Origin of the sequence: Bacillus sp. BF2-3, from assembly GCF_008368795.1 — a bacterium.
In the GTDB taxonomy this organism is placed as follows: Bacteria; Bacillota; Bacilli; order Bacillales; family Bacillaceae_G; genus Bacillus_A; species Bacillus_A cereus.
Genome location: NZ_QOSA01000023.1, coordinates 130,565 through 156,968 on the forward strand (window position 1 = coordinate 130,565; position 26,404 = coordinate 156,968).

The following is a 26,404-nucleotide window of genomic DNA, read 5'->3' on the forward strand; positions in this document are numbered from 1 at the left end:
GAAAAAAATGTGAGCAGTTACGCTCACATTTGTTGTTCTTCTTCATAATCGCACGAAATACATTGTACTTGCACGCCTTTTTTCAACTTTTTCTCTACAAGCATGCCTTCGCACTTCGGACACTTACGACCAATTGGCTTATCCCAAGATACAAAGTCGCATTCCGGATACGTACCGCACCCATAGAAAAGACGTTTCTTTTTATTACTACGGCGTTCAATAATTTGACCCTTATCACACTTTGGACAAGTAACACCGATTTCTTTCACAATCGGCTTTGTATTACGACAATCTGGGAAATTCGAGCAAGCCATAAATTTCCCGTATTTACCCATTTTAAAGACCATTGGGTGATTACATAATTCACAATCTTCCCCAGCTGGTTCATCTTTAATTTCCACTTCACGCATTTCTTTTTCCGCTTTTTCTAAACGCGGTTCAAAACCTACGTAGAAATCATCAACAATTTTTACCCAATTCGCATTTCCTTCTTCTACTTCATCAAGGCTTTGCTCCATATTGGCAGTAAATTCAATGTTAATAATTTCTGGGAAAAACTCTAAAATAAGTTCAATTACTATTTCACCAAGTTCAGTCGGAACGAAGCGTTTATTATCCAAACCTACATACCCACGCTTTTGAATTGTTTCAAGTGTAGGTACATATGTTGACGGTCTTCCAATTCCAAGTTCTTCAAGTGTTCTTACTAGGCGAGCCTCTGTATAACGCGGAGGAGGTTGTGTAAAATGTTGCTTTGGTTCTAAATCCTTTGAAAATACAGTTTCCCCTACTTCTAAAGGTGGCAACATCTTATCCTTTTCTTCAGCACCATCATCTTTTGACTCTACATACACTTTCATAAATCCTGGGAACTTTACAACCGATCCACTTGCACGGAACTGAACATTGTTATTAATGAGTCTCGCTGTCACAGTATCCATTATAGCAGACGCCATTTGACTTGCAACAAATCGCTCCCAAATCAATTTATATAATCGAAGTTGATCACGACCTAAGAAACTTTTTAGTTCCTCTGGCTTTCTCATTACTGAAGTAGGACGAATTGCCTCATGCGCATCTTGTGCATTTGACTTTTTCGTTTCTTTCTTCTTTTCTGTTCCTATGTATTCCGTACCATACGCTTCAGTGATGTAAGTACGAGCCTCTGTTTGAGCTGTTTCTGAGATACGTGTTGAATCAGTTCTCATATACGTAATAAGACCTACAGTTCCTTGTTTTCCAAGATCTATCCCTTCATACAATTGCTGTGCAAGCATCATTGTTTTCTTTGCTCGCATGTTTAACTTACGTGCTGCTTCTTGTTGCAAGGAAGATGTTGTAAACGGTAATGCAGGATTACGTTTTCGCTCTTTGCGCGTTACATTTTCAACTGAAAACGCATTGTCTTTCATCTGTTCAATTATTTCATTCACTTGCGTTTCATTTGTTAATTGAACTTTTTCACCATCTATACCGTAAAAGCTTGCTTCAAATGTGTCTTTTCCTTTTACAAATTCTGTTTTAATTGTCCAGAATTCTTCAGGTTCAAAGTTTTGAATTTCCCTTTCACGCTCGATGATTAAACGAACTGCTACAGATTGTACACGCCCTGCACTTAATCCTTTTTTTACTTTCTTCCATAATAAAGGACTAATATTGTAACCAACAAGACGATCAAGTATACGTCTTGCTTGTTGTGCATCCACTAAATCCATATTAATTGCACGAGGATGTTTAAATGATTCTTTGATTGCATCTTTCGTAATCTCATTAAACACAACCCGACAATCTGATTCAACGTCCACATTTAACGTATTCGCTAAATGCCAAGCAATCGCTTCCCCTTCACGGTCTGGATCGGCCGCGAGATAGACTTTCTTTGCTTTTTTCGCCGCTGATTTTAAGTCTTTTAAGACGGGACCTTTACCACGAATGGTAATATACTTCGGGGTGAAGTTGTTCTTTACTTCTATCCCCATTTGACTTTTTGGCAAATCGCGAACATGTCCCATAGACGCGACAACTTTGTATTTTTTCCCTAAATATTTCTCAATGGTCTTCGCCTTAGAAGGCGACTCCACGATTACGAGGTAATCTGACATGCTAGTGCCTCCTTAAGAGGTGGATTCAAGTCTTCATTAATCTTATTGATTTCTCTTGTTTTTGTCAATCAAGAATGAATATACCATACAGTGCCAATCTACCATTTGTCAATAATTGTTTAATAAAAACATAAAAATATAAGGTTAATTTAAAATCTCTTCCAAGATATCTTCTGCATTTCTTACTAGTTTTGCTCCTTGCTGAATAAGATGATTCGTTCCCGATGCCCCCTCTACAAATATAGGTCCAGGAAGCGCAAACACCTCTCTATTTTGCTCTAACGCAAGGTCTGCAGTAATAAGTGTTCCACTTCTCGATTTCGATTCTACAACTAAAACACCTTTACTTATACCACTAATAATCCGGTTCCTTTTTGGAAAATACCATTTTTTCGGTGCATAGTGCGGCGGATACTCTGTCAATAACAATATATATTCCTTCCACATTTCATATAAATGTCTATTTTCTTTCGGGTACATAAAAGACAATCCATGCCCTAATATCGCAATAGTCGGGCAATGATGCCTTACTGTAATCTCATGAGACATTGTATCTATCCCTTTTGCAAACCCACTGACAATAAGCCACTCTCTTTCTAATAAGGGGTGTAAAATAAACTTCAAACTCTCATAACCATATAATGATGGTTCTCTCGTTCCAACAACTGCTAATTTATTTACTTTATTCAGGAAATCTTTCTCTCCTTTTCCATATAAAACGAAGGGAGGGTCTTGTATTTCACGTAATAATTGCGGATAATCTTCATCCCATATCGTTATATAAAAAATACGATTTCTCTCTAAATAAGATATATATTGCGGAAGATTTGAATTTTGAAGAAATTTTACTAGTTCTGAAGATTTTTTCGAGGATATTCCAGTGTAGTGTTCCATTTGTTTTTCGTTAAAATTATATATGTTCTTTAATTCTGGATCGACATATAGTAGCCTCTCCATCGCTTTCCAATAATCTGCTAGCAAGTAATGAACATGTAATAATCTCTCTCTTTTCATCTTGATTCTACTTACCCATAATTTTTATTATGTAAACAGAAAAAAGTGTAAAAAGACACCCTCAAGTAAGAAGGTGTCTTTCAACAGATTAATAGTTTTTACAAGTCTCAAATAAACCTTTTTCTTTTAAAACAGAGATTAGCGTTTCTCCCATAACTGCTGGAGTTTCAGCTACTTTAATGCCACAAGCTTCCATTGTTTTAATCTTTTCAGCAGCAGTTCCTTTACCGCCAGAAATGATTGCACCAGCATGGCCCATACGTTTGCCAGCAGGCGCTGTTTGACCACCAATGAAGCCTACGACAGGTTTTGTCATATTAGCTTTTACCCATTCAGCTGCCTCTTCTTCTGCTGTACCGCCGATTTCACCAATCATAATTACAGCATGTGTTTCTTCATCTTCATTAAATGCTTTTAACGCATCAATAAAGTCTGTACCGTTAACAGGGTCTCCGCCGATACCTACAGCAGTAGATTGGCCAATACCTTCTTGTGTTAACTGATGTACAGCTTCATAAGTTAATGTACCAGAGCGAGATACGATACCAACATGACCTTTTTTATGAATATATCCTGGCATAATACCAATCTTACATTCATCTGGTGTGATTACACCTGGGCAGTTTGGTCCAAGTAAACGTGTATGTTTACCCGCCATATATCTCTTTACGTTTACCATATCTAATACAGGAATCCCTTCAGTAATACATACTACTAAATCAATTTCTGCATCAACAGCTTCCATAATTGCATCTGCCGCAAAAGCGGGTGGAACGTATACAACTGAAGCGTTTGCGCCTGTTGCTTTCACTGCATCTTCTACTGTATCAAATACTGGTACACCTTCAATATCAGTGCCGCCCTTACCTGGTGTTACACCACCGACAATTTTCGTACCGTATTCAATCATTTGTTTTGTATGGAATAAACCTTGAGAACCTGTAATACCTTGAACAATAACTTTTGTATCTTTATTAACTAATACGCTCATTTTTCTCCCCCGCTTTCTATTAGCCCACTAGTGAAACAATTTTTTGTGCACCGTCTGCCATAGATTCTGCTGCAACAATATTTAAGCCAGACTCATTTAAAATTTTCTTACCTAGTTCTACGTTTGTGCCTTCAAGACGTACAACTAAAGGTAACTCAAGACCTACTTGTTTCGTTGCTTCAATAACACCTTCTGCAATAACATCACACTTCATAATGCCACCAAAAATGTTAACGAAGATACCTTTTACATTTTTGTCAGAAAGGATAATTTTGAATGCTTCTGTAACTTTTTCTGCAGTTGCACCGCCACCAACATCTAAGAAGTTAGCTGGGTCACCGTGGTAATGTTTAATGATATCCATTGTAGCCATCGCTAAACCTGCACCATTAACCATACAACCGATATTTCCATCTAAAGGAATGTAGTTTAAGTCGTATTTTGAAGCTTCAATTTCTTTTGAATCCTCTTCATCAAGATCACGAAGCTCTAAAATGTCTTTATGGCGATATAACGCATTAGAATCAAAGTTTAATTTTGCATCTAATGCCATAACTTTACCTTCGCCTGTTGTAACAAGTGGGTTAATCTCAGCGATAGAGCAATCTTTTTCGATAAACGCACGATATAAGCCCATCATAAACTTCACAGCTTGTCCTACAAGCTCTTTTGGAATATTGATGTTAAATGCAATTCGGCGCGCTTGGAAACCTTGCAAGCCTACTGCTGGATCAATATATTCTTTAAAGATTTTTTCAGGTGTTTTTTCTGCTACTTCTTCAATTTCTGTTCCGCCTTCTTCAGACGCCATTAAAACAACTTGAGAAGTTGCACGATCTAAAACTAGACCTACATAATATTCTTTTTTAATATCGCAACCTTCTTCGATAAGTAAGCGTTTTACTTCCTTACCTTCAGGACCTGTTTGATGTGTCACAAGTGTAGTTCCTAAAATGCTTTCTGCATATGTACGAACTTCATCTAAATTTTTCGCAACTTTTACTCCGCCAGCTTTGCCGCGTCCACCAGCGTGAATTTGTGCTTTCACTACACATACATCTGTTCCTAATTCTTTCGCTGCTTCTACAGCTTCTTCTACTGTAAACGCAACCTTCCCGTTCGGAACGCTAACCCCATAGCTTCTAAGGACTGCCTTACCTTGGTACTCATGGATATTCATGGTCCCATCCTCCCCTGTTTTCCTGTTTTACTCGAAAAGTTTTTTAATGTTTAAAAAACATTACATTGCCATTGTATAAGATGATTGGCACGCTGTCTACAATAAAGTGTCAGAAAACTGAAATCGCTTTATTCTTTTTCGAAAATAGTAATGTTTATATGCCAAAATAAAAAAATAAGCTGTATATTTACAGCTTATTTTTGAATCATATCTTTAATTGGTGCGAATGACTTGCGGTGTTCATCTAGTACTCCATGCACTTCAATTGCCTCTAAATGTTGCTTTGTGCCATATCCCATATGTTGCTCAAATCCATATTCAGGATACTTCTCTCCCAGTTCTTTCATCATACGATCTCTCGTTACTTTTGCTATAATGGATGCTGCTGAAATCGAAACACTTTTCGCATCACCTTTAATAATTGATGTTTGCGGAATTGGTGTAGGAAGCTTCATCGCATCAATTAATAAATGTTGAGGTGTACAAGATAAATTTGCAACTGCATCTAACATCGCTTGTTTCGTTGCTTGGTAAATATTAATGTCATCAATAACTTGCGGTGATACAATTCCTACTCCAATTGCAATTGCTTGTACTTTTATTTCATCATAAAAACGCTCACGTTTCGCTTCACTCAACTTTTTCGAGTCATTTAACCCTGGAATATAAAAATCCTCAGGAAGAACGACAGCTGCCGTCACAACAGGCCCAGCCAATGGCCCGCGCCCTACTTCATCAATACCCGCGATATATGTGACCCCTTTTTCACGCAAAGCATTTTCATACTTGGACATTTCAAAAAACTTCTCTTTTTCTTTCTGTTCTAACTCTTTTTGTTTATACCACTTCAAAACGAGCTTTTGAACACCTTTTCGATCATCTTTCATTAACAGTTGAAAGCGATCATCTTCTTCATTCATAATTTCTTTCAATACATTTTCCGCTTCTTTTATCGTCATAGTTTGCATTTATACAAGCTCCTTTTTAAACATATCCAAAAAGAAAAGACGCACAAACGCACGTCTTATACTTCTTCTATTTTTTCCACATCTTCCACTTGCTCTCCAAACTCTTCCGGTGTTTCAAACGTCATTTTTCCAAGTTTGCCACCACGAAGCTCACGAAGCACAAGCTCAGATGTCTTATCATAATCAATCATTCCGCCGCCCATTAAGCATCCTCTATTTTTTCCAATTGCATCGAATAATTCCACAATATCTTCTGGAATCTCATTTAAATTATAGCGTTCTTTCAAGCGTTCTGGATAATGTTTCTCCATAAAACGTAATGCGTAAACAGCTACATCTTGTAAATTTAAAATTGAATCTTTAATTGCACCCGTTGTCGCTAAACGAAGACCCACTAATTGATCTTCAAATTTAGGCCACAGAATACCTGGTGTATCTAACAATTCCATTTCCTTCCCAACTTTAATCCATTGTTGAGCTGTTGTCACACCTGGACGATCTCCTGTTTTAGCAATATTTTTCTTTGCCAATTTATTAATCAATGTAGATTTACCAACATTTGGTATACCTACAATTAATGCACGAATCGCTCTCGGTCTAATACCTTTTGCAACCATTTTATCAAATTTTTCTTTAACAAGCACTTTACAAGCTGCTGCAATTTCCTTCATACCTTGTCCAGCTTGCGCGTTAATCGAAATTGCCATATGGCCTTTTTCTTTAAAATATGCGATCCATTGTTTTGTTAAACGATCATCCGCCATATCCGCTTTATTTAAAACAACAAGCCTTGGCTTATGTGTAATGATTTCATCAATCATTGGGTTTCGAGATGATAATGGTAATCGAGCATCTACAAGTTCAATTACAACATCAATTAATTTTAATTTCTCCGTTACTTGGCGTCTAGCCTTCGCCATATGCCCTGGAAACCATTGAATTACCATGTTGCCACCTTCTTTTTCATTTATTTCACAATACGTGCGTCTTCTAACGGCCAATATAACATATTAGCTTTACCAATTACTTGATCCATTGAAATCGTACCGATTGAACGGCTATCTTTACTAAAACGACGATTATCACCTAAAACAAATAATTGATCTTTTGGAACGGTTTTCTTGCCTGTCATTTCTTCAAGATTAAAATCATATGTAAGCGGTCCGTCAGCAATTTGCTTTTTCTGCTTGTCTAAATACGGCTCCTCATAAGCCTTTCCGTTAACATACAGTTTATCATTACGATACTCTATTTCATCGCCTGGCAGGCCTATAATGCGCTTAATGTAATCTTTATCTTCTGTTGCTCGAAATACGATAATATCAAAGCGTTTTGGATCTCCAATGTGATAACCAATTTTATTCACAATCATTCGATCACGATCATGTAAAGTAGGTGCCATCGATACCCCGTCTACGAGAATTGGCGCAAAGAAAAACTGTCTAATAACACCAGCTAATACAACAGCAATCAAAATTGCCTTAATCCATTCCCAAAGTGAACTCTTCTCTTTTTTCATGCATTTCCCCTCCACGGTTATGTAAACTGCTCGTATTATACCAAAATTTCATATAGATTGGAAAAAGGGAGCTTGTGCATTTACAAGCTCCCATACATGTCTTATCGAATTTCTTTAATACGTGCTTTTTTACCGCGAAGGTTACGTAAGTAGTATAACTTAGCACGACGTACTTTACCACGGCGAAGTACTTCGATTTTCGCGATTCTTGGCGTGTGAACTGGGAATGTACGCTCAACACCTACACCGTAAGAAATCTTACGAACTGTGAATGTTTCACTGATTCCGCCACCACGACGTTTAATTACAACACCTTCGAAAAGCTGAATTCTTTCACGAGTTCCCTCAACAACTTTTACGTGTACACGTAAAGTGTCACCAGGACGGAATGAAGGAAGGTCAGTTTTTAATTGGCCTTTTGTAATTTCTGCGATTAATTGTTGCATATTAAATTCTCTCCTTTAAACAGATGCTCTTATAAAGTCTTAATAAATTACAGCGGAACATCGTTAATACGGCTACTGATTTCAGTAGCACAAATGTTATAATAGCATATTACTAGGCCTGTTGCAATAGCAAATATATGAAGTTATTACTGCTCTCGCTTTATTTCCTCAAGCCATTTTTTCTCTTGTTTAGATAACTCTCTCTCATCTAACAAATCCGGTCTACGCGTATACGTTCGACGCAAAGATTCCTTATGTCGCCATTCATCAATGTTTTTATGATTCCCTGACATTAATACATCCGGTACCTTCATACCACGAAAATCAGCCGGACGTGTATAATGAGGATGCTCTAATAAACCTGTACTAAACGAATCCTCTACTTGTGAAGCATGATTTCCTAGCACACCTGGCAAGAGACGTACAACACTATCAGTAATAACCATAGAGGCTAATTCTCCGCCCGTTAATACATAGTCACCAATAGAAATCTCATCCGTTACGAGATGCTCACGAATTCGTTCGTCATACCCTTCATAATGCCCACATACGAAGATCAAATGTTCTTCCCCTGCAAGCTCTTCCGCTTTCTTCTGCGTAAATCTTTCGCCCTGCGGACACATTAAGACAACTCTAGGCTTACGCTCTGTCTCTTTCGTCAAATCTTCTACAGCATCAAAAATAGGCTGAGGAGTAAGCACCATACCAGCTCCTCCGCCGTAAGGATAATCGTCTACACTATTATGCTTACTTGTTGTATAATCACGAAAGTTAACAACACGAAGGTTTACCGCTTCTTTTTCTTGTGCCTTCTTTAATATAGAAGATCCAAATACACCGGTAAACATGTCTGGGAACAACGTTAAAATATCAATTTTCATTATAGCAGCCCTTCCATTACATGAATGGTTACTAATTTATTTTCAATATTAACTTGAAGTACAACGTCATCGATATAAGGAATTAAGAGATCTTGACCCTTCGGGCGTTTAATTACCCAAACATCATTTGCACCAGGAGATAGAATCTCTTTGATTGTCCCTAGCGCTTCTCCTTCTTCCGTTACAACACTGCAACCAATAATTTCATGATAGTAGTATTCACCTTCAGCAAGTTCACCTAACTGCTCTTCTGGTACTTTTATTAAAGAACCTTTAAACTTCTCTACTTCATCTACATTGTTATATCCTTCAAATGTTAATAAATCGAATGTCTTATGTTGGCGATGAGAAGTTACCTTCACCGGAAGGTAGTCTGTGCCTTTCTCATTCGATATGTATAACGTGTTTCCTACTTTATATCGCTCTTCTGGAAAATCAGTACGAGAAATAACACGGATTTCTCCTCTTACGCCATGAGTATTTACAATTTTCCCTACGTTAAACCATTTTGTCATAAATAGTATGTCACCCCTGGTTTCTATATAAATTAAGCATCTCCATTTCACAGATGGAACATGCACTCTCTATTTAAATGTTAAAAAAGGGAGAGGAATAACTCCTCGCCCTTTTTTACGTTTATTGAATTTCCAGTGTTACTTTTTCATCATTATGATGTCCCACTGAATACAAGAGCATTCGAATCGCTTTCGCAACTCTCCCTTGCTTTCCAATGACTTTTCCAACATCCTCAGGATGTACAGTTAATCGATACTTTATCTCTCCGTTGCAAAGTTCCTGTGTAACTTTTACATCTTCAGGATAATCGACAAGAGGCTTGACAATCGTCTCGACTAACTTCTTCATAGTCATTACCTCAATTACTTACCTTGTTTAGATAAGTGGAATTTCTCCATGATACCTTGGTTAGAGAATAAGTTACGAACTGTATCAGATGGTTTAGCACCATTTCCTAACCATTTTAATGCTGCTTCTTCGTTGATCTTAACTTCAGCTGGTTGAGCAACTGGATTGTAAGTTCCGATTTCCTCAATGAAACGTCCGTCACGAGGAGAACGAGAATCTGCAACAACTACACGATAGAAAGGAGTTTTTTTAGCTCCCATACGTTTTAAACGAATTTTAACTGCCATTTATAAAGCACCTCCGAATTTATTTCACACAGATAATTATATTAGCAAAAAGACTATTGCTTTGTAAAGTATTTTTTCTTAACAGAGCCATCTTTTTTTCCTTACATGAATGGAAACTTCAATCCACCTAGTCCTTTTTTCTTACCTTTTTGCATTCCCGTCATCGTCTTCATCATTTTTTTCATGTCATCGAATTGTTTAATTAGACGATTGATTTCTTGTACAGTTGTACCGCTACCTTTGGCAATGCGCTTTTTGCGACTAGCATTGATTATTTCCGGTTGTTCTCGTTCTAATTTAGTCATAGAACGAATAATTGCCTCAATATGCCCAATTTGTTTTTCATCAACTTGTGCATTTTTCAGCCCTTTAATTTTATTTGCACCAGGAAGCATTCCTAACAATTCATCAAGCGGCCCAAGTTGACGCACTTGTCCAAGTTGTTCTAGGAAATCGTCAAGCGTAAACGAAAGCGTACGCATTTTTTGCTCAAGTTCTTTCGCTTTCTCTTCATCAACTGTAGCTTGCGCTTTTTCAATCAATGTTAAGACATCGCCCATCCCTAAAATACGGGATGCCATACGCTCTGGATGGAACGCTTCAATTGCATCTAGTTTTTCACCCATACCAGCAAATTTAATCGGCGTGTTTGTTACAGCCTTAATAGATAATGCAGCACCACCGCGCGTATCACCATCTAATTTCGTTAATACAACACCTGTTAAACCTAACTGTTCATGGAAACTTTGCGCAACATTTACCGCGTCTTGTCCCGTCATCGCATCGACAACAAGGAAAATTTCATCCGGTTTCGCAACTTCTTTAACTTTCGCTAATTCATCCATTAGTTCTTCATCAATATGCAGGCGACCCGCTGTATCGATTAAAACATAATCGTGATGATCTTCTTTTGCTTTTGCAATCGCTTGTTTCGCAATTTCAACAGGACTTACTTGATCTCCTAAAGAGAATACAGGCATGTCCAATTGCTTCCCTAATGTTTCAAGCTGTTTAATCGCTGCTGGACGGTAAATATCCGCTGCAACAAGCATCGGTTTACGGTTATGCTTTTTACGAAGCAAATTCGCAAGCTTACCTGTCGTCGTTGTTTTACCCGCACCTTGCAGACCAACCATCATAATAACAGTCGGTGGCTTATTAGCAACAGCAATTTTGCTTTGCTCTCCGCCCATAAGTTCTGTAAGTTCTTCCTGTACAACTTTAATTACTTGTTGTCCAGGTGTCAAACTTTTCATTACATCTTGTCCGACAGCACGTTCAGACACACGCTTCACAAAATCTTTTACTACTTTAAAGTTAACATCTGCTTCTAAAAGAGCTAGACGAACTTCTCTCATCATTTCTTTCACATCGGCTTCAGAAACTTTTCCTTTGCCGCGGATTTTTTGCATTGTCTGTTGAAGTCGGTCGGCTAATCCTTCAAATGCCATATTGCCGCCCTCCTAATCTAATTTTTCGATAGCTTCAACAACTTGTTTCATTTCTTCATTTACATGCTCTTCTTCGCTGATTAGCTGTTTTAGCTTTGCAACAAGTCGCTGTCGCTCTTGAAACTTTTGAAGTAATACTAATTTTTCTTCATATTCTTCAAGCATCGCTTCAGTCCGTTTAATGTTATCATACACGGCTTGGCGACTTACATCAAATTCTTCCGCAATTTCACCAAGAGATAAATCATCTAGATAATAAAGCGACATATAACTTCTTTGTTTTTGCGTTAACAACGATTGATAAAAATCAAATAAATAGTTCATTCTCGTTGTTTTTTCGAGCATGTTGGATCATCCTTTGTTAAGTGATTTCCCTTTACATGAATTAGTTTACATGTAGTCCAAAAGAGTGTCAAGTTTTTTTCTTAACATCATATATTTTTTATAGAAAAAGAAGCGGAAATACCGCTCCTTTCACTTATACTTCTTCTGTTTCTACTAAGTTCGCAAATAAACCATACACATATTGTTCTGGATCAAACTGTTGCAAGTCATCCATTTGCTCTCCTAATCCAACAAACTTCACTGGTACATCCATTTCGTTACGAATCGCTAATACAATACCACCTTTAGCAGTTCCATCTAACTTCGTTAAAACAATACCAGTTACATTCGTTGCTTCACGGAATGTTTTCGCTTGGCTTAAACCGTTTTGTCCTGTTGTTGCATCAATAACAAGTAATACTTCATGAGGAGCACCTGGTACTTCACGCTCAATTACACGCTTCACCTTCTCTAATTCTTTCATTAAATTTACTTTATTTTGCAAGCGTCCTGCTGTGTCACATAGTAATACATCTACCTTACGTGCTTTCGCAGCTTGTACAGCGTCATACATAACCGCCGCTGGATCAGATCCAGATCCTTGTTTAATCACTTCTACACCAACGCGATCGCCCCATACTTCTAATTGTTCAATCGCTCCAGCACGGAATGTGTCTCCTGCCGCTAATAGGACTGACTTACCTTCTGATTTAAACTTATGCGCCAGTTTACCAATTGTCGTCGTTTTTCCTACACCATTAACACCAACAAATAAAACAACCGTTAATTGGTCCTCTTGCATATTAATTTCGTTACTAAAATCGCTGTCGCCTTTGTAAATTCCTACTAGTTTTTCTGAAATAACAGCTTGTACTTCTTTTGGATCTTGAATGTTACGACGTTGTACTTCTTCTTTCAATTGGTCAATTAATTCCATTACCGTCGCAACGCCAACGTCTGCACCGATTAAGATTTCTTCTAACTCTTCGAAAAAATCTTCGTCCACTTTACGGTAACGATAAACTAAATCATTCACTTTATCCGCAAATGAATTTCTCGTTTTTTCTAATCCTTGTTTAAATTTCTCTGTAACTGTATCCGTTTGTTTTGAAATTTTTTCTTTTAGTTTTTTAAAAAAACTCATACTTTCCCATCCTTCCTATTCACTTGCAATAAGTTCTTCTCCGGCGTCTAAACGAACCGAAACAAGTTTAGATACCCCTGATTCTTGCATTGTTACACCGTACAACACATCAGACTCTTCCATTGTACCTTTTCTATGTGTAATTACAATAAACTGCGTCTCATTACTGAATTTCTTTAAATACTGTGCAAAACGAGCTACATTCGCCTCATCAAGGGCTGCCTCTACCTCATCTAGTACACAGAATGGTACTGGGCGTACTTTTAAAATACCAAATAAAAGCGCAATTGCTGTTAAAGCACGCTCTCCACCTGAAAGTAAACCTAAGTTCTGCAGTTTCTTCCCTGGCGGTTGTGCTACAATATCAATACCCGTATTTAGTAAATCCTCTGGATTAGTCATTACTAAATCCGCTCTACCGCCTCCAAATAATTCAGAGAATACCGATTGAAACTCCATTCTAATGCCTTCAAACGTAGTAGAAAAGCGTTTTTTCATTTCTTCATCCATTTCGGTAATAAGCTGGTGCAATGTCGCTTTCGCTTCTTCTAGGTCGTCTCTCTGTTCTAGTAAGAATGTATGACGCTCCGCTACACGTTCATATTCATCAATTGCCCCTAGGTTCACTGTACCTAACTCTTCTATAGATAATTTGATTAATTTTACTTTCTTACGCGCATCTTCTGCAGGCATTGTCATTGTATATTTTAGTTTTGCCGCTTCAAATGAAATCGTATATGTTTCACGTAAATGTTGTAATCTATTTTCCAACTCTACATCAAGTCGATTTATTCTCACTTCTTGATCTTTCAACATTTCAAGAATATATTTATGTTTACCTGTCGTTTCTTTCAAATTGCGCTCTAAATGTTCTACCCTCTCTTGCAACGATACACGTTGTTCACGACGAGAGCGAATTAATTCTGAAGTTTGATTACGATCATATGCTTTCTTCTCAATCATATTCGTAATTTGCTCTTCACCACTTGAATTAGATGTCATTTCTTGTTTTAAGAACGCTAAATCCTCTTTCGTTTTTACAAGTGTCGCATCCGTTTCTTCTTTTTCCTTCGTCAATCGTTCAACTTTTTCTTTTTGATTAAATAAGCGTTGTTGCTTTTCAGCTACCAGCACTTTTAACTCCGTCATTTCTTTTTGAACTTTTTCTTTCGAAGAATGTTGCTCACTTTTTTGTTTTGTTAAAGCTACAATTTTACTATCTAACTTAGTGATATCAGCTTGAAGATTCGTTAAAATCCCTTCTAACTCCTCTTTACGCCCTTGCATTTTTACTCGATCTTGTAAAAACCCTTCAATCTCTAAATCATAAATAGACAATCTATCATTAATACGATGTTCTTCTAATTCTAGACGATTAATCTCTTCTCTTAATTTCTGCTCATCTACACGATCTACTTCTACAGTTTGCCTTAGTTCGCGTATTTTCACTTCTTTTTCTTGAATCTCTTGTTTTACTGCTTTAACAAAGTTTTCTAACTTCATTGTTTTTTCTTCCATATCAGTTAACTTGCGAGTCCACTCTTCCAGTTCACGTTGGCGTCCTAATAAAGAAGATTTCGCTTGCTTTACCGCCCCACCAGTCATAGAACCGCCAGGATTCACTACATCACCTTCGATTGTTACAATGCGATAACGGTATTGCAGTTGTTTCGCCAACTCATTTGCTCCGCGTAAATCTTTCGCAACAATAACCGTACCTAATAAATTTGAAACTACATTTTCATATTTATTGTTGTACTGCACAAGTTCTGCCGCCACACCTACAAACGATGGGTGTTGATTTGCAATGCGTAATTGCTCAAATGATAAAGACCTGCTTTTAATAACAGCTTGCGGTAAAAACGTTGCACGTCCATGTTTATTTTGCTTTAAAAATGCTATCGCATTACGAGCATGCTCCTCTGTTTGTACAACAATATGCTGCATCGCTGCACCTAGAGCAATTTCCATTGCAACTTCGTATTCTTTCGGTACCGTTAACAGTTCCGCAACAGCACCCTCGATACCTTGCAACCTATTTTCTCTAGCTTTCAATACTTCACGTACACCTTGATAGAATCCAGAATAATCTTCTTGCATCTCTTCAAGCATTTCTTTTCGAGAACGTGCCTGTTGCACAAATTGATATGCTTGATACAGTTTTGTTTCATTTTCACTATACTGCGTCTTACATTTCCCAAGCGCCGCCTCTGTCTTCTGTATGTTTGAGAGTATGCCAGCTACTTTTTCTTTCGCTTGTTCGTAACTTTCTACAAGTTTCGTCTTTTTCGCTGTAATTTCCATACGCATTTCTACATATTTCGCATTCTCTTCATCTAGACGCTCGTTTTTAGACGTTTGCTGTTTAGATTGTTCTTCAATCATAGATAATTCATTACGATGACTAGCTTGTTGATTTAAAAGCTCAATATAGTCACCTTTTAAATTCTCAATCTGTTCCTCTAAATTGTCAGCAAAAGTAGCAAGCAGTTGCTCATTATCATGCAATTTTTGCTCCAACTCTTTTACTTCATTCACAAATTGCATTAAAGCTTCTGTACTTGACTCAATCTCACCATCGTAACTTTTAGCTTTCTCTGTTAATTCAACAATTAACTGCTCAAGTTGCGCACAATGCGTCGTAGCATTTTGCTTTCTCTCTTTTAACAACTCGCGCTGCCCTTCAAGTTTTTCTAGCTCTTTACTAGAAAGAAGAAGTACTTCTTGCAACGAGTCTACAGACTCATCTACCGCTTGTAATTGTCCTCGTAATTCCTCAAGCTCTTCTTCACTTTTTTGTAAATTCGTTGACATTTTAGCTTCTTCGTTTTTATTATGCCCAAACTGATTTCGAAGCGCTTCCCATTTCTCGTGCAATTCTTCAATTTCATGGACAATAAGCGCAGCTTCTACTTTCTCTAATTCTTCTTTATTCTCAAGATAATCTTTCGCAATAGAAGCTTGTCTTTCTAAAGGTTCTACTTGACTACTTAATTCATGAATTATATCTTGTACACGATTTAAGTTTTCTTGTGTTTCTGCTAATTTCCCTTCAGCTTTCTTTTTGCGAAGTTTGTATTTTAGTACGCCTGCCGCTTCTTCAAATACACCTCGACGCTCTTCTGACTTACTACTTAAAATCTCTTCCACTTTCCCCTGGCTAATAATTGAAAAAGCTTCTCTTCCCATACCAGAGTCCATAAATAAATCGATAATATCTTTCAATCTACATGATTGTTTATTAATATAAAAATCACTATCACCTGAACGAGATACACGACGTGTTACACACACCTCATTGTATTCAATTGGTAAACGTTGATCTTCATTATTTAAAGTTATTGTTACTTCAGCAACATTAACCGCTCTCCTCGTATCACTGCCTGCAAAAATAATATCCTCCATCTTTGCACCACGTAATGATTTTGCAGATTGTTCACCAAGTACCCAGCGAATTGCATCAGTAATATTACTTTTCCCGCTTCCATTAGGTCCTACTACAGAAGTTACACCTGGGACAAAATCAACAGATACACGCTCAGCAAAAGACTTAAACCCTGCTATTTCTAATCTTTTTAAAAACACGAAAGGCCTTCCTCCTATTCTCCGTCGTTATAAATGTTCTCTATACAAAAACAAGTATTATACGGATTTACCTTCTTTTTCATTATAAACAAAAAGAAAGTTTCATTCTATGCACAAGGAATCCCCCTCATTCAAAGGGGGATTCCTTATAGTTGTTCTTTTAATTTTTTCAATGCTTCTGCAGCAGCTTGTTGCTCTGCTTCTTTTTTCGACTTACCACTACCAAGACCTAAAGCTACGTTATTTAACGTAACACGTGACACAAATTCTCGATTGTGAGCTGGTCCTTTTTCTTGCAAAATTTGATACTCAACATTGCCACTGCCATCACGCTGAATCAATTCTTGCAACTGACTCTTATAATCCATCACATGAGAAAAAGCACCCTCATTAATTTTCGGATATACAATTTCTTTTAAGAATTCCCAAACTGTTTCTAGCCCTTGATCAAGATAAAGGGCACCAATAAACGCTTCAAAGACATCCGCTAATAAAGCTGGTCGTTCACGTCCACCTGTCATTTCTTCACCTTTTCCTAATAAAACAAGGCTACCAAATGACAATTCGTTCGCAAAACGAACAAGAGATGGCTCACATACAATAGCTGCACGTAGTTTTGTTAACTCTCCTTCGCTCATTGTCGGATATTTTTGAAACAGATACTGCGATACAGTCAGTTCCAATACTGCATCTCCAAGAAATTCAAGACGCTCATTATCTTCATGCGGTTTTTTTCGATGCTCATTCACATACGATGAATGCGTAAATGCTTGAATCAATAATTTTTCATCTGTAAACGTAATACCTATCTTTTCTTGAAACACTTTAAATGCTTCACGATATTTTGTTTCGTATTTTTTTTCTCTATATTTTCGGTACGGCATAGGTCCCTCCAGATATAAGCCAGAAAGCCCCGCTAAAAAACGGGACTTCACTTAAGCATTATAGATGACTCTCTATGTAAGTCACAGCATCGCCAACAGTAGCAATCTTTTCAGCATCTTCATCAGAAATTTCCATTTCGAATTCATCTTCTAATTGCATTACAAGTTCTACTACATCTAGGGAGTCTGCTCCTAAATCTTCCTTGAAGCTTGCAGCTGGTACTACCTCAGTCTCTTCTACTCCTAAACGATCAACGATGATTTTTGTTACGCGCTCTAAAACATCTGCCATTCCATTCACCTCCCCTCAAATATTATATTAAATATTGACCAAAAAAACTAGGTGAAATCGATTCTTTTATTACATTACCATACCGCCATCAACATTTAACGTTTGACCTGTAACATATTTGCTTTGATCAGAAGCAAAAAACGTTACAGCATTCGCGATATCTTTCGCTTCACCAAATTGAGCAGCTGGAATAACTTTTAACATTTCGGCTTTAATATTCTCATCTAGTACATCCGTCATATCAGTCGCAATAAATCCCGGCGCAATTGCATTCACTGTAATATTTCGACTTGCTAACTCTTTTGCAGATGTTTTTGTTAATCCAATAACACCCGCTTTAGCAGCAACATAGTTAGCTTGTCCTGGGTTTCCTATAACACCAACAACCGAAGCGATGTTTATAATTCTACCGTGACGTTGACGCATCATATAACGAGATACTGCTTTTGTACATAAGAATACACCTTTTAAGTTTGTATTAATAACTGTATCCCATTCTTCTTCTTTCATACGCATTAATAAATTATCTTTCGTTACACCAGCATTATTTACAAGAATATCAACTTGTCCAAATGTATCTACTGTTTGTTTCACCATATTTGTAACATCATCAGCATTTGCAACATCTGCTCTTACCGCAATTGCATCAGAACCTAATTTTTTAATTTCATCTACTACTTCATTTGCTTTTTGTTCATTACCAGCATAATTTACTACTACATTTGCCCCTTGTTTCGCTAAATCAATCGCAATCGCGCGACCAATTCCACGTGAAGCGCCAGTTACTAATGCTACCTTCCCTTTTAACATCAGTTTTCTCCTCTCAAATTTGAAATGGTATCTTTTAATGTCTCTTCATCGTATATCGCATATGCTTTTACTGATGAATCAATTGACTTCATAAGTCCAGCAAGTACTTTTCCAGGTCCAATTTCAATAAATGTATCTACTCCCTGGTTCACCATATATTCAATAGACGGGTACCATAATACAGGCGAATAAAGCTGTTCGATTAACTTTTCTTGAATGTCTGCACCACGTGTAATAACTTCCGCCGTAACATTTGCAATAACAGGAATATTCGTGTCATGAATTGTAATTTCATTTAAAACACTTTGGAACTTCTCAGCTGCCGGCTTCATAAGTGAAGAATGGAATGGCCCACTTACTTTTAGTGGAATCGCTCTCTTTGCACCATTTTCCTTCGCTCTTTGAGAAGCAACCTCTACGCCTTGCTTCGTTCCAGAAATCACAATTTGCTTCGTACTATTCATATTAGCGATTTGCACTGCATATCCTTCACTTGTTACTTCTTCTGTAACTTGTTTCAGCATATGTGGGTCAGCACCTAATATAGCTGCCATTGCGCCTTCCCCGCCCGGAACAGCTTCTTCCATATATTCGCCACGTTTCCTTACAGCATATACAGCATCTTCAAAAGTTAATGCACCAGCTGCTACAAGAGCACTATATTCACCTAAACTATGACCAGCGACAAAGTCAGGTGTAATGTCATACTCTTTCAAAGCTGTCAAAATAGCAAAACTCGTTGTTAATAATGCAGGCTGCGCATTTGTTGTTAATGTAAGCTTTTCCTGCGGTCCTTCAAAAATCACTTCTGAAAGTGAATCTTCCAACACCTCATCTGCTTTTGCAAACACTTTTGCAACCTCTTTATTATTCTCTGCTAATTGTTTACCCATTCCAACTGCCTGTGAACCTTGGCCCGGAAAAAGAAATGCTATTTTTCCCATTTCAAATCCTCCTCTTATTGGAGTGACTCTTTCTCCATTACGCTTGAAATCGTAGGAATTACTTCTTTCGCTACCATTTCTCTCGTTTGACGAATCGCACTAAATATCGACTGATCATTAGAAGAACCGTGAGCCTTAATGACAGGTGCTTTCAATCCAAATAATGCAGCTCCTCCATACTCCGAATAATCCATTTTATCTTTTAATACCATAAGTTTTGGCTTTAATACCGCCGCTGCTAATTTGCTCGTAAATGAACTCATTAACTGTTCTTTCAACATAGAGAATAGCGCAAGTGCTGTTCCCTCTAATGATTTCAACGCTACATTCCCTGTAAAACCATCACATACAACAACATCTGCTACACCTTGCAATAAATCTCTTGATTCAACGTTCCCCACGAAATTAATTGGCGCATCTTTAAGCATTGCAAATACTTGCTTTGAAAGCTCGTTTCCTTTTCCATCCTCTGTTCCAACGTTTAATAGTCCAACGCGAGGATTTTCAATTCCTCTTACCTTCTCAGCATAAACAGATCCCATTACTGCATATTGATATAAATGAATTGGTTTTGCATCAACATTTGCTCCAACATCTAACATAACAAAACCTTTTCCATCTACAGTTGGCATTGTAGGCGATAAAGCTGGTCTCTCAATTCCTTCCATACGACCGACTACAAATAATCCAGCTGCCATTAAAGCTCCTGTACTACCTGCGGATATACAAGCGTCTGCTTCTCCATCCTTTACTTGTTGTGCCGCAAGCACCATTGAAGCTTGTTTTTTTCGACGAACCGCTCTTACTGGTTCCTCCGTTGATTCTATTTTTTCGTCTGTATGAAGAATAGTAATTCGTTCATCACTCGTTAAGTATTGACGAATTTCCTCTTCTTTCCCTACTAACGTAATATGTAAATCAGAATATTCCTTAATAGCTTTCATTGCCCCTAATACTACAGCCTTTGGAGCGTGATCTCCGCCCATTGCATCTATTGCGATTTTCATAAGTTGTTACCTTCCTCACTATAATTACTAGATCGATACATTTCAAAAGTGCCTGTAAAAACAAGTTCTTCTCCAACGAAGCTACGCACTTTGACAACCGTCCGTCCTTTATCATTCTCTACATCTTCAACGCGCGCTTTTGCAACAACACGCTCTCCTAATTTTACAGGGCGAATGTATCGAATGGTAGACTTTGCAGTTAAAGCTAATTCTTCATCAATAACCGCAACAGCTAGTGAGTTTGCTTGCGCAAACAGATGATGCCCACGAGCGATTTGATTTCTTTTAAATACATGTTCTATCTTTACTTCAAAGATAGAGATTGCATGTCTATCTAATTCAATATCAATAATTTCTCCAACAACCTCTTCTAACGGTAAAGATTTCACATCTTCTTCATGTTGCTTTGTAGCTACATGTTTAATTCTCTCTCTTAATTCAGGAATAGACAATTCCATACGATCAAGTCGTACCGTTTGTATACTCACTTGAAATTTTTCCGCTAAATCTTCATCCGTAATAAAAGGATTTGATTCGATTGTTTGTTGTAATAACTCTTGTCTTTCTTTTTTACTTCTTCTTTTTTTCATACCGCACCATCCATTTTTATGACTAGGTACTAACAGTAGTATATAATCATTAAAAGTAGAATGCAACAAAAACTTTTGTTGACTCCCTTTAATCGAGCTTCTCTCCTTGGAACACACCTGTCCCATCAAGATACGTACGCAAGGCAGCATACTGATCATTGTGCCAAAACGCTTCTGAATCTACTAGTATCGCCGCATCTTGCCTTGCCGTTTCTAACGCTCGATAATCATGTACCATGTCAGCAACCTTAAATTCTGGTAAGCCACTTTGCTTACTCCCAAAGAAATCTCCAGGACCTCGTAATTCTAAATCTTTTTCTGACAATACAAATCCATCATTTGTTTCAGTCATTATGCGCATTCTTTCTTTCCCTGTTTCTGATTTAGGGTCTGCTATTAATAAACAATATGATTGTTCACTACCACGGCCGACACGCCCTCTAAGCTGATGAAGCTGCGATAAACCGAAACGTTCTGCATCATAAATAACCATTACAGTCGCATTCGGTACGTTCACACCTACTTCAACAACTGTTGTCGATACAAGAATTTGTACTTTATTTTCACTAAACTGTCCCATTATCTCTTCTTTTTCCTGAGACGATAATCTCCCATGCATCAATCCAACTTGGCATTTCCCTTGGTAATGATGCGTCAGCATACTATGTAAATCGATAGCATTTTGCACATCAAGTTTCTCAGATTCTTCAATTAGAGGACAAATAACGTATGCCTGTCTTCCTTTTTTTATCTCCTTTTCAACGAAACCGAGAACGCGATCTAACATATCATGTTTTGCCCAGTATGTTTCAATCACCTTTCTACCTGCTGGCATCTCATCGATTATCGAAACATCCATCTCTCCAAATGCAGTAATTGCAAGCGTACGCGGAATTGGTGTCGCTGTCATAAATAATACATCTGGACTTTCACCTTTCTCCCGTAAAACTCGGCGCTGCGCTACACCAAATCGATGCTGTTCATCTGTAATAACGAGACCCAACCTATGAAATATAACTTCATCTTGAATTAAGGCATGCGTTCCAACAAGAATATCTATTTCTCCTTGTTCTAACTTCGCTAAAATTTCTCGACGTCTCGCCCCTTTAACAGAACTTGTTAACAGTTCCACCTTCATACCAAAATGCGAAAACGTTTCAGCAAGCGACTGATAATGTTGCTCAGCTAAAATTTCTGTAGGAACCATTAAAGCACCTTGATAATGAGCTAATTTCGATGCATAAAGACCAATCGCAGCAACAACTGTTTTCCCAGAACCAACATCACCTTGCAATAGTCGGTTCATCCGATAAGGAGATGTCATATCTTTCAAAATTTCATCTACAACTCGGCGCTGCGCACCCGTTAATGGAAACGGCAGTGCATCGATAAATTCTTGTAATTCTGCTGACGGAATCTCTTTCTTCGTCCCTTTTGAATTTTCCCTCTCCATTTTCCGGAGCGTTTGCATTTTCAGCTGAAATAAGAAAAATTCTTCATATACAAAACGGCGACGCGCTTGCTTCAAATCTTCCTGTCCTACCGGAAAATGCAATGCCCTGAGCGCTTCATATCTTGGTAATAATTTATATCGCCCTAACAAACCATCCGGTAACACTTCGACTATAGAATCTCCATATTCCTTTAACGCTTGAGCAATAAAACGACGCATCTGTTTTACTGTAAGTTTCCCCTTTACTGAATAAACAGGTTCCACTTCTTGTTGACGTACAACCGGTCCAAAATGAAGTTCTGATACAGCAATTGTTTGACGATGTTGATCCCATTTACCAGTAATCGTTATCGTTTCATCTAACTTTAATTTTTGCTTATAGTAAGGCCTATTAAAACATACCGCCGTAATTAAATAACGACCGACGAGAACACGAACTGTTAAACGCGATTTCTTCTTACCATAATATTGCAGCAAAGGAGCACTATGAACCTTCCCTTCAACCGTTACACGTTCATCATGCTTTACTTCAGCAAGATCTTTCATCGCATAATCTTCATAACGGTACGGAAAATGTTCTAATAGATGAGAAACTGTATAAATACCCATCTCATGTAGTAACTCAGATGTTTCTCCTCCGATCCCCTTTACATCCGTAACAGGAACTTGTACAACATCATTCAAGATTCTCACACCCCGTCACATTATTTTCTTTATTGCATTTTATTTGAGTACCAATTAGCATCTGTAATCGCTCTCTTTCACCTTATATATTCTATCATAGGCATTCTAAGAGAAACTACTCAAATCCCTTATATAAAACAAGTAAAAAAGAGCCTCACTATTAGCAGCAAGGCTCTTTTCTCTCTTCAATATGCTAGCCTTTTGAATAAAAACTAGTAATAAACTTCATATTACTACTTCTTATCCATTAGCAAGTAAGTAATCCATTTATTTTCAAAACGAATCTTATCTTATTCTACAGAGAAGATGAAAGAATACACTGGTTGGTTTCCAGCATGTACTTCTACTTCTGCATCTTCAAATTTCTCTTCTACAAATTCAACTAACTCCGCTACTTCTTCATCAGTTGCATCTTCCCCTTGTAGAATCGTTACGATTTCAGAATCTTCATCAATAAGCGCTTCTAGTAATTGCTTCGCAGCTCCTACTTTTTCAGCATTTGTAGATACAATTTTCCCATCTGCAATACACATGAAATCATCTTTTTGAATTGCTACACCATCAATTTCCGTATCACGTACAGCATACGTAATTTGACCTGTTTTCACATGAGATAAAGCTTCTTGCATGTTTTCTTCATTCTCTTCTAACGTTCCAACTGGGTTAAATGCTAACATTGCTGCCATACCTTGAGGAACTGTTTTCGAACGAACAACAATAACTTCTTGATCTACAACTGATGCCGCTTGTTCTGCTGCCATTACAATATTTCCGTTATTCGGTAAAATAATGATTTTTTCAGCATTTGCTTCTTCAATTGCCTTCACGATATCCTCCGTACTTGGATTCATCGTTTGACCACCTTCGATAACTTTCGTTGCGCCGATGCTCTCAAATAAAGTTTTAATACCAGATCCCATAGCTACAGTTACGATACCATATGGTTGTTTTTCTTTCGATTGAGCTGGTTGCTCAGGAACCATAGTAGGTTCATCTAACAAAGCAGTATGCTGTTCACGCATATTTTCTACTTTAATCTTAATTAAACTACCGTATTTTTGCCCGTAGTTCATAGCGTCTCCAGGATGTTCTGCATGGATATGAACTTTTACAATTTCATCATCAGACACAACTAGTAGAGAATCACCATATACACTAATATCTTCACGGAATTTTTGTTCAGAGAAATTATGCTCTTTCACCTTTTCAGCCTCTAATTTCACCATGAACTCCGTACAATATCCATACTTAATATCTTCTGTACTCAATTGGCTTTGTACACTACGGTGATGTTCTGCGCGTACCATTTCATTCATAGATGGTTGCGTCGGTGCATCAGAAGAAATCGTTTCTCCTTTTAAGTCAGCTAAAAACCCTTCGTATACCACTACAAGACCTTTACCACCGCTATCTACAACGCCAACTTGTTTTAATACAGGTAATAAATCTGGCGTACGATTTAACGATGCGTTTGCTTCTTTCACAACGTCTTCCATAAACAAAACAAAGTCGCGCTGTTTTTTCGCAACTGTTACTGCATATTTACCCGTTTCTCTTGCAACCGTTAAAATCGTTCCTTCAATCGGTTTCATAACCGCTTTATAAGCCGCCTCTACTCCAGCTTCTAGTGCTGCAGCAAAATCAACTGTTGTTAATTCTTCTTTTTGTTCAATGGATTTAGAGAAACCACGGAACAACTGAGATAAAATAACTCCAGAGTTACCACGAGCTCCCATTAATAATCCTTTGGCTAAACTTACGCCGACTTTACCAGCATGCTGTGAAGGATTTGCTTTCACTTCACGCGCACCTGAAGTCATAGATAAGTTCATGTTTGTACCGGTATCGCCATCTGGAACTGGAAATACGTTTAATGCATCAACAAGCTGAACATTATTTGTTAAATTATTCGCTCCTTGCATGATCATTTGTGATAAACGTTTTCCATCAATTTTTTGAATTGACACAGATTTTCCTCCTTAATGCACATTACAAGTTTATTACTTTAACTCCTTGTACGTAGATGTTTACAGAATCTACTGCTAGTCCTACAGTTTGATCTAATGTATATTTCACTTTCGTCTGCACATTATGTGCCACTTCTGAAATTTTCGTACCATAGCTCACAATAATATACATATCAATATGTACTTCATCTTCATCTTTACGAACAATAACACCTCTAGTGAAGTTTTCTTTTCGTAAAATGTCTGTTAATCCATCTTTTAACTGATTTTTTGATGCCATACCTACGATACCGTAGCAATCTACCGCGGCACCTCCAGCAATTGTTGCAATTACATCTGTACTAATATCAATTTGACCGTACTTCGTTTTAATTTCAATTGACATCTCGTTTCCCCCTTCATAAATGGTGAAAGTGAGCTAGACTACTTTAGTTACTATCATATAATCTTTTTAAAGAAAATTCCATCGTTCTTTCTTTTCACTCTCATATTTTATGTTTTAAATTACACTTTTTTATGATGAGCAAAATAGTCCATTGTTATTATACAACATGTACCACTATAATATGTCAAGCAATTTTTATGGATTTCAACTTTTCTTCATTGACATATAGTGTCAAGTAAATTTTCTTGATTTCTTTTTTCTACGGTGTTGCATTCTCTTTTTAGTTGTGTTAAATTATAGTAGTGTTTTTAGCATCGCATAAAAGACTAACATTGAAAAATTACGTATGGTAAGGTATCAAGGGAGGGAAATATAAATGGCTCGTGTTTGTGCTATTACTGGAAGAAAAGCTCGTTCTGGTAACTCTCGTTCTCACGCAATGAACGCTACAAAACGTAAGTGGGGCGCTAACCTTCAAAAAGTTCGCGTACGCATCGACGGAAAAGTTCAACGTGTTTACGTTTCTGCTAGAGCATTAAAATCTGGCAAAATCGAACGTGTTTAATAATAAAAAAAAGAGCCGATAGGCTCTTTTTTTACTATAACAATGGAAAAAGCACCGGTGATAGGTG

26 protein-coding genes are annotated in these 26,404 nt (G+C 37.5%); 1 reads left to right on the forward strand and 25 read right to left on the reverse strand.

The annotated features are described in order from the left end of the window. Positions 1-23 precede the first annotated feature (23 nt). The 25 genes from topA to DN401_RS18095 all read right to left on the reverse strand — a co-directional run bounded on the left by topA (position 24) and on the right by DN401_RS18095 (position 25,772). Positions 24-2,102, reverse strand: coding sequence for a type I DNA topoisomerase (gene topA / locus DN401_RS17975; RefSeq protein ID WP_100655014.1), 2,079 nt, complete (start codon positions 2,100-2,102; stop codon positions 24-26). A gap of 144 nt (positions 2,103-2,246) precedes the next feature. Beyond that, positions 2,247-3,116, reverse strand: coding sequence for a DNA-processing protein DprA (dprA, locus tag DN401_RS17980; protein WP_149287896.1), 870 nt, complete (start codon positions 3,114-3,116; stop codon positions 2,247-2,249). Between the two features lie 88 nt (positions 3,117-3,204). Further along, positions 3,205-4,107 carry a succinate--CoA ligase subunit alpha gene (gene sucD / locus DN401_RS17985; RefSeq protein WP_000115178.1) on the reverse strand — a complete coding sequence of 301 codons (903 nt, stop codon included), beginning with the start codon at positions 4,105-4,107 and terminating at the stop codon, positions 3,205-3,207. Positions 4,108-4,126: 19 nt separating this feature from the next. After that, the gene (gene sucC / locus DN401_RS17990) at positions 4,127-5,287 is read right to left on the reverse strand and encodes an ADP-forming succinate--CoA ligase subunit beta (RefSeq protein WP_001020791.1); all 1,161 of its coding nucleotides are present in this window, start codon (positions 5,285-5,287) and stop codon (positions 4,127-4,129) included. Positions 5,288-5,481: 194 nt separating this feature from the next. Continuing rightward, entirely contained in the window at positions 5,482-6,255 is a 774-nt protein-coding gene (locus DN401_RS17995) for a ribonuclease HII (RefSeq protein ID WP_001194265.1), read from the reverse strand. A 56-nt stretch (positions 6,256-6,311) separates the two neighbouring features. Then, on the reverse strand, positions 6,312-7,202 hold the full coding sequence (ylqF, locus tag DN401_RS18000) for a ribosome biogenesis GTPase YlqF (protein ID WP_000236704.1): 891 nt from the start codon (positions 7,200-7,202) through the stop codon (positions 6,312-6,314). 20 nt (positions 7,203-7,222) lie between these two features. Beyond that, positions 7,223-7,774, reverse strand: a complete 552-nt coding sequence (gene lepB, locus DN401_RS18005; protein WP_000711853.1) for a signal peptidase I — start codon at positions 7,772-7,774, stop codon at positions 7,223-7,225. A 101-nt stretch (positions 7,775-7,875) separates the two neighbouring features. Beyond that, on the reverse strand, positions 7,876-8,220 hold the full coding sequence (gene rplS, locus DN401_RS18010; protein ID WP_001186516.1) for a 50S ribosomal protein L19: 345 nt from the start codon (positions 8,218-8,220) through the stop codon (positions 7,876-7,878). Positions 8,221-8,366: 146 nt separating this feature from the next. Continuing rightward, positions 8,367-9,101 (reverse strand): tRNA (guanosine(37)-N1)-methyltransferase TrmD, encoded by a 735-nt coding sequence (gene trmD, locus DN401_RS18015; RefSeq protein ID WP_000686903.1) that lies wholly within the window; start codon positions 9,099-9,101, stop codon positions 8,367-8,369. Beyond that, on the reverse strand, positions 9,101-9,616 hold the full coding sequence (gene rimM, locus DN401_RS18020) for a ribosome maturation factor RimM (RefSeq protein WP_000170278.1): 516 nt from the start codon (positions 9,614-9,616) through the stop codon (positions 9,101-9,103). Before rimM ends, trmD begins: the two co-directional genes overlap by 1 nt. A 121-nt stretch (positions 9,617-9,737) precedes the next feature. Next, positions 9,738-9,965, reverse strand: a complete 228-nt coding sequence (locus tag DN401_RS18025) for a KH domain-containing protein (RefSeq protein WP_000737401.1) — start codon at positions 9,963-9,965, stop codon at positions 9,738-9,740. 14 nt (positions 9,966-9,979) lie between these two features. Next, positions 9,980-10,252 carry a 30S ribosomal protein S16 gene (rpsP, locus tag DN401_RS18030; protein WP_000268750.1) on the reverse strand — a complete coding sequence of 91 codons (273 nt, stop codon included), beginning with the start codon at positions 10,250-10,252 and terminating at the stop codon, positions 9,980-9,982. A gap of 101 nt (positions 10,253-10,353) precedes the next feature. Continuing rightward, a complete protein-coding gene (gene ffh / locus DN401_RS18035) occupies positions 10,354-11,703 on the reverse strand; it encodes a signal recognition particle protein (protein WP_000863460.1) in 1,350 nt (449 codons plus the stop codon). Positions 11,704-11,715: 12 nt separating this feature from the next. Then, the gene (locus DN401_RS18040; protein ID WP_000891062.1) at positions 11,716-12,048 is read right to left on the reverse strand and encodes a putative DNA-binding protein; all 333 of its coding nucleotides are present in this window, start codon (positions 12,046-12,048) and stop codon (positions 11,716-11,718) included. A gap of 133 nt (positions 12,049-12,181) precedes the next feature. Further along, on the reverse strand, positions 12,182-13,171 hold the full coding sequence (ftsY, locus tag DN401_RS18045; protein WP_000007655.1) for a signal recognition particle-docking protein FtsY: 990 nt from the start codon (positions 13,169-13,171) through the stop codon (positions 12,182-12,184). Between the two features lie 15 nt (positions 13,172-13,186). Beyond that, entirely contained in the window at positions 13,187-16,756 is a 3,570-nt protein-coding gene (smc, locus tag DN401_RS18050) for a chromosome segregation protein SMC (protein WP_000478973.1), read from the reverse strand. A 146-nt stretch (positions 16,757-16,902) separates the two neighbouring features. Continuing rightward, positions 16,903-17,640 carry a ribonuclease III gene (gene rncS / locus DN401_RS18055; protein WP_001146875.1) on the reverse strand — a complete coding sequence of 246 codons (738 nt, stop codon included), beginning with the start codon at positions 17,638-17,640 and terminating at the stop codon, positions 16,903-16,905. A gap of 58 nt (positions 17,641-17,698) precedes the next feature. Then, the gene (acpP, locus tag DN401_RS18060; protein ID WP_000786062.1) at positions 17,699-17,932 is read right to left on the reverse strand and encodes an acyl carrier protein; all 234 of its coding nucleotides are present in this window, start codon (positions 17,930-17,932) and stop codon (positions 17,699-17,701) included. Positions 17,933-18,001: 69 nt separating this feature from the next. Further along, positions 18,002-18,742: a 3-oxoacyl-[acyl-carrier-protein] reductase gene (gene fabG, locus DN401_RS18065; RefSeq protein WP_000911773.1), complete on the reverse strand. Its 741-nt coding sequence runs from the start codon at positions 18,740-18,742 to the stop codon at positions 18,002-18,004. Then, positions 18,742-19,686, reverse strand: a complete 945-nt coding sequence (gene fabD, locus DN401_RS18070) for an ACP S-malonyltransferase (RefSeq protein ID WP_000515899.1) — start codon at positions 19,684-19,686, stop codon at positions 18,742-18,744. Before fabD ends, fabG begins: the two co-directional genes overlap by 1 nt. A 14-nt stretch (positions 19,687-19,700) precedes the next feature. Further along, positions 19,701-20,693 (reverse strand): phosphate acyltransferase PlsX, encoded by a 993-nt coding sequence (gene plsX / locus DN401_RS18075; RefSeq protein ID WP_000684100.1) that lies wholly within the window; start codon positions 20,691-20,693, stop codon positions 19,701-19,703. Beyond that, a complete protein-coding gene (gene fapR / locus DN401_RS18080; protein ID WP_000747348.1) occupies positions 20,690-21,283 on the reverse strand; it encodes a transcription factor FapR in 594 nt (197 codons plus the stop codon). The genes plsX and fapR overlap by 4 nt, the downstream gene beginning before the upstream one ends. Positions 21,284-21,371: 88 nt before the next feature. Then, a complete protein-coding gene (recG, locus tag DN401_RS18085; RefSeq protein ID WP_001000816.1) occupies positions 21,372-23,420 on the reverse strand; it encodes an ATP-dependent DNA helicase RecG in 2,049 nt (682 codons plus the stop codon). Positions 23,421-23,710: 290 nt separating this feature from the next. Beyond that, positions 23,711-25,387 (reverse strand): DAK2 domain-containing protein, encoded by a 1,677-nt coding sequence (locus tag DN401_RS18090; RefSeq protein ID WP_000027129.1) that lies wholly within the window; start codon positions 25,385-25,387, stop codon positions 23,711-23,713. Between the two features lie 22 nt (positions 25,388-25,409). After that, positions 25,410-25,772 (reverse strand): Asp23/Gls24 family envelope stress response protein, encoded by a 363-nt coding sequence (locus tag DN401_RS18095; protein WP_000021109.1) that lies wholly within the window; start codon positions 25,770-25,772, stop codon positions 25,410-25,412. Positions 25,773-26,148: 376 nt separating this feature from the next. On the opposite strand from DN401_RS18095, the gene rpmB reads away from it, so the two are divergent. Further along, positions 26,149-26,337: a 50S ribosomal protein L28 gene (rpmB, locus tag DN401_RS18100; RefSeq protein ID WP_000124776.1), complete on the forward strand. Its 189-nt coding sequence runs from the start codon at positions 26,149-26,151 to the stop codon at positions 26,335-26,337. Positions 26,338-26,404 lie beyond the last annotated feature (67 nt).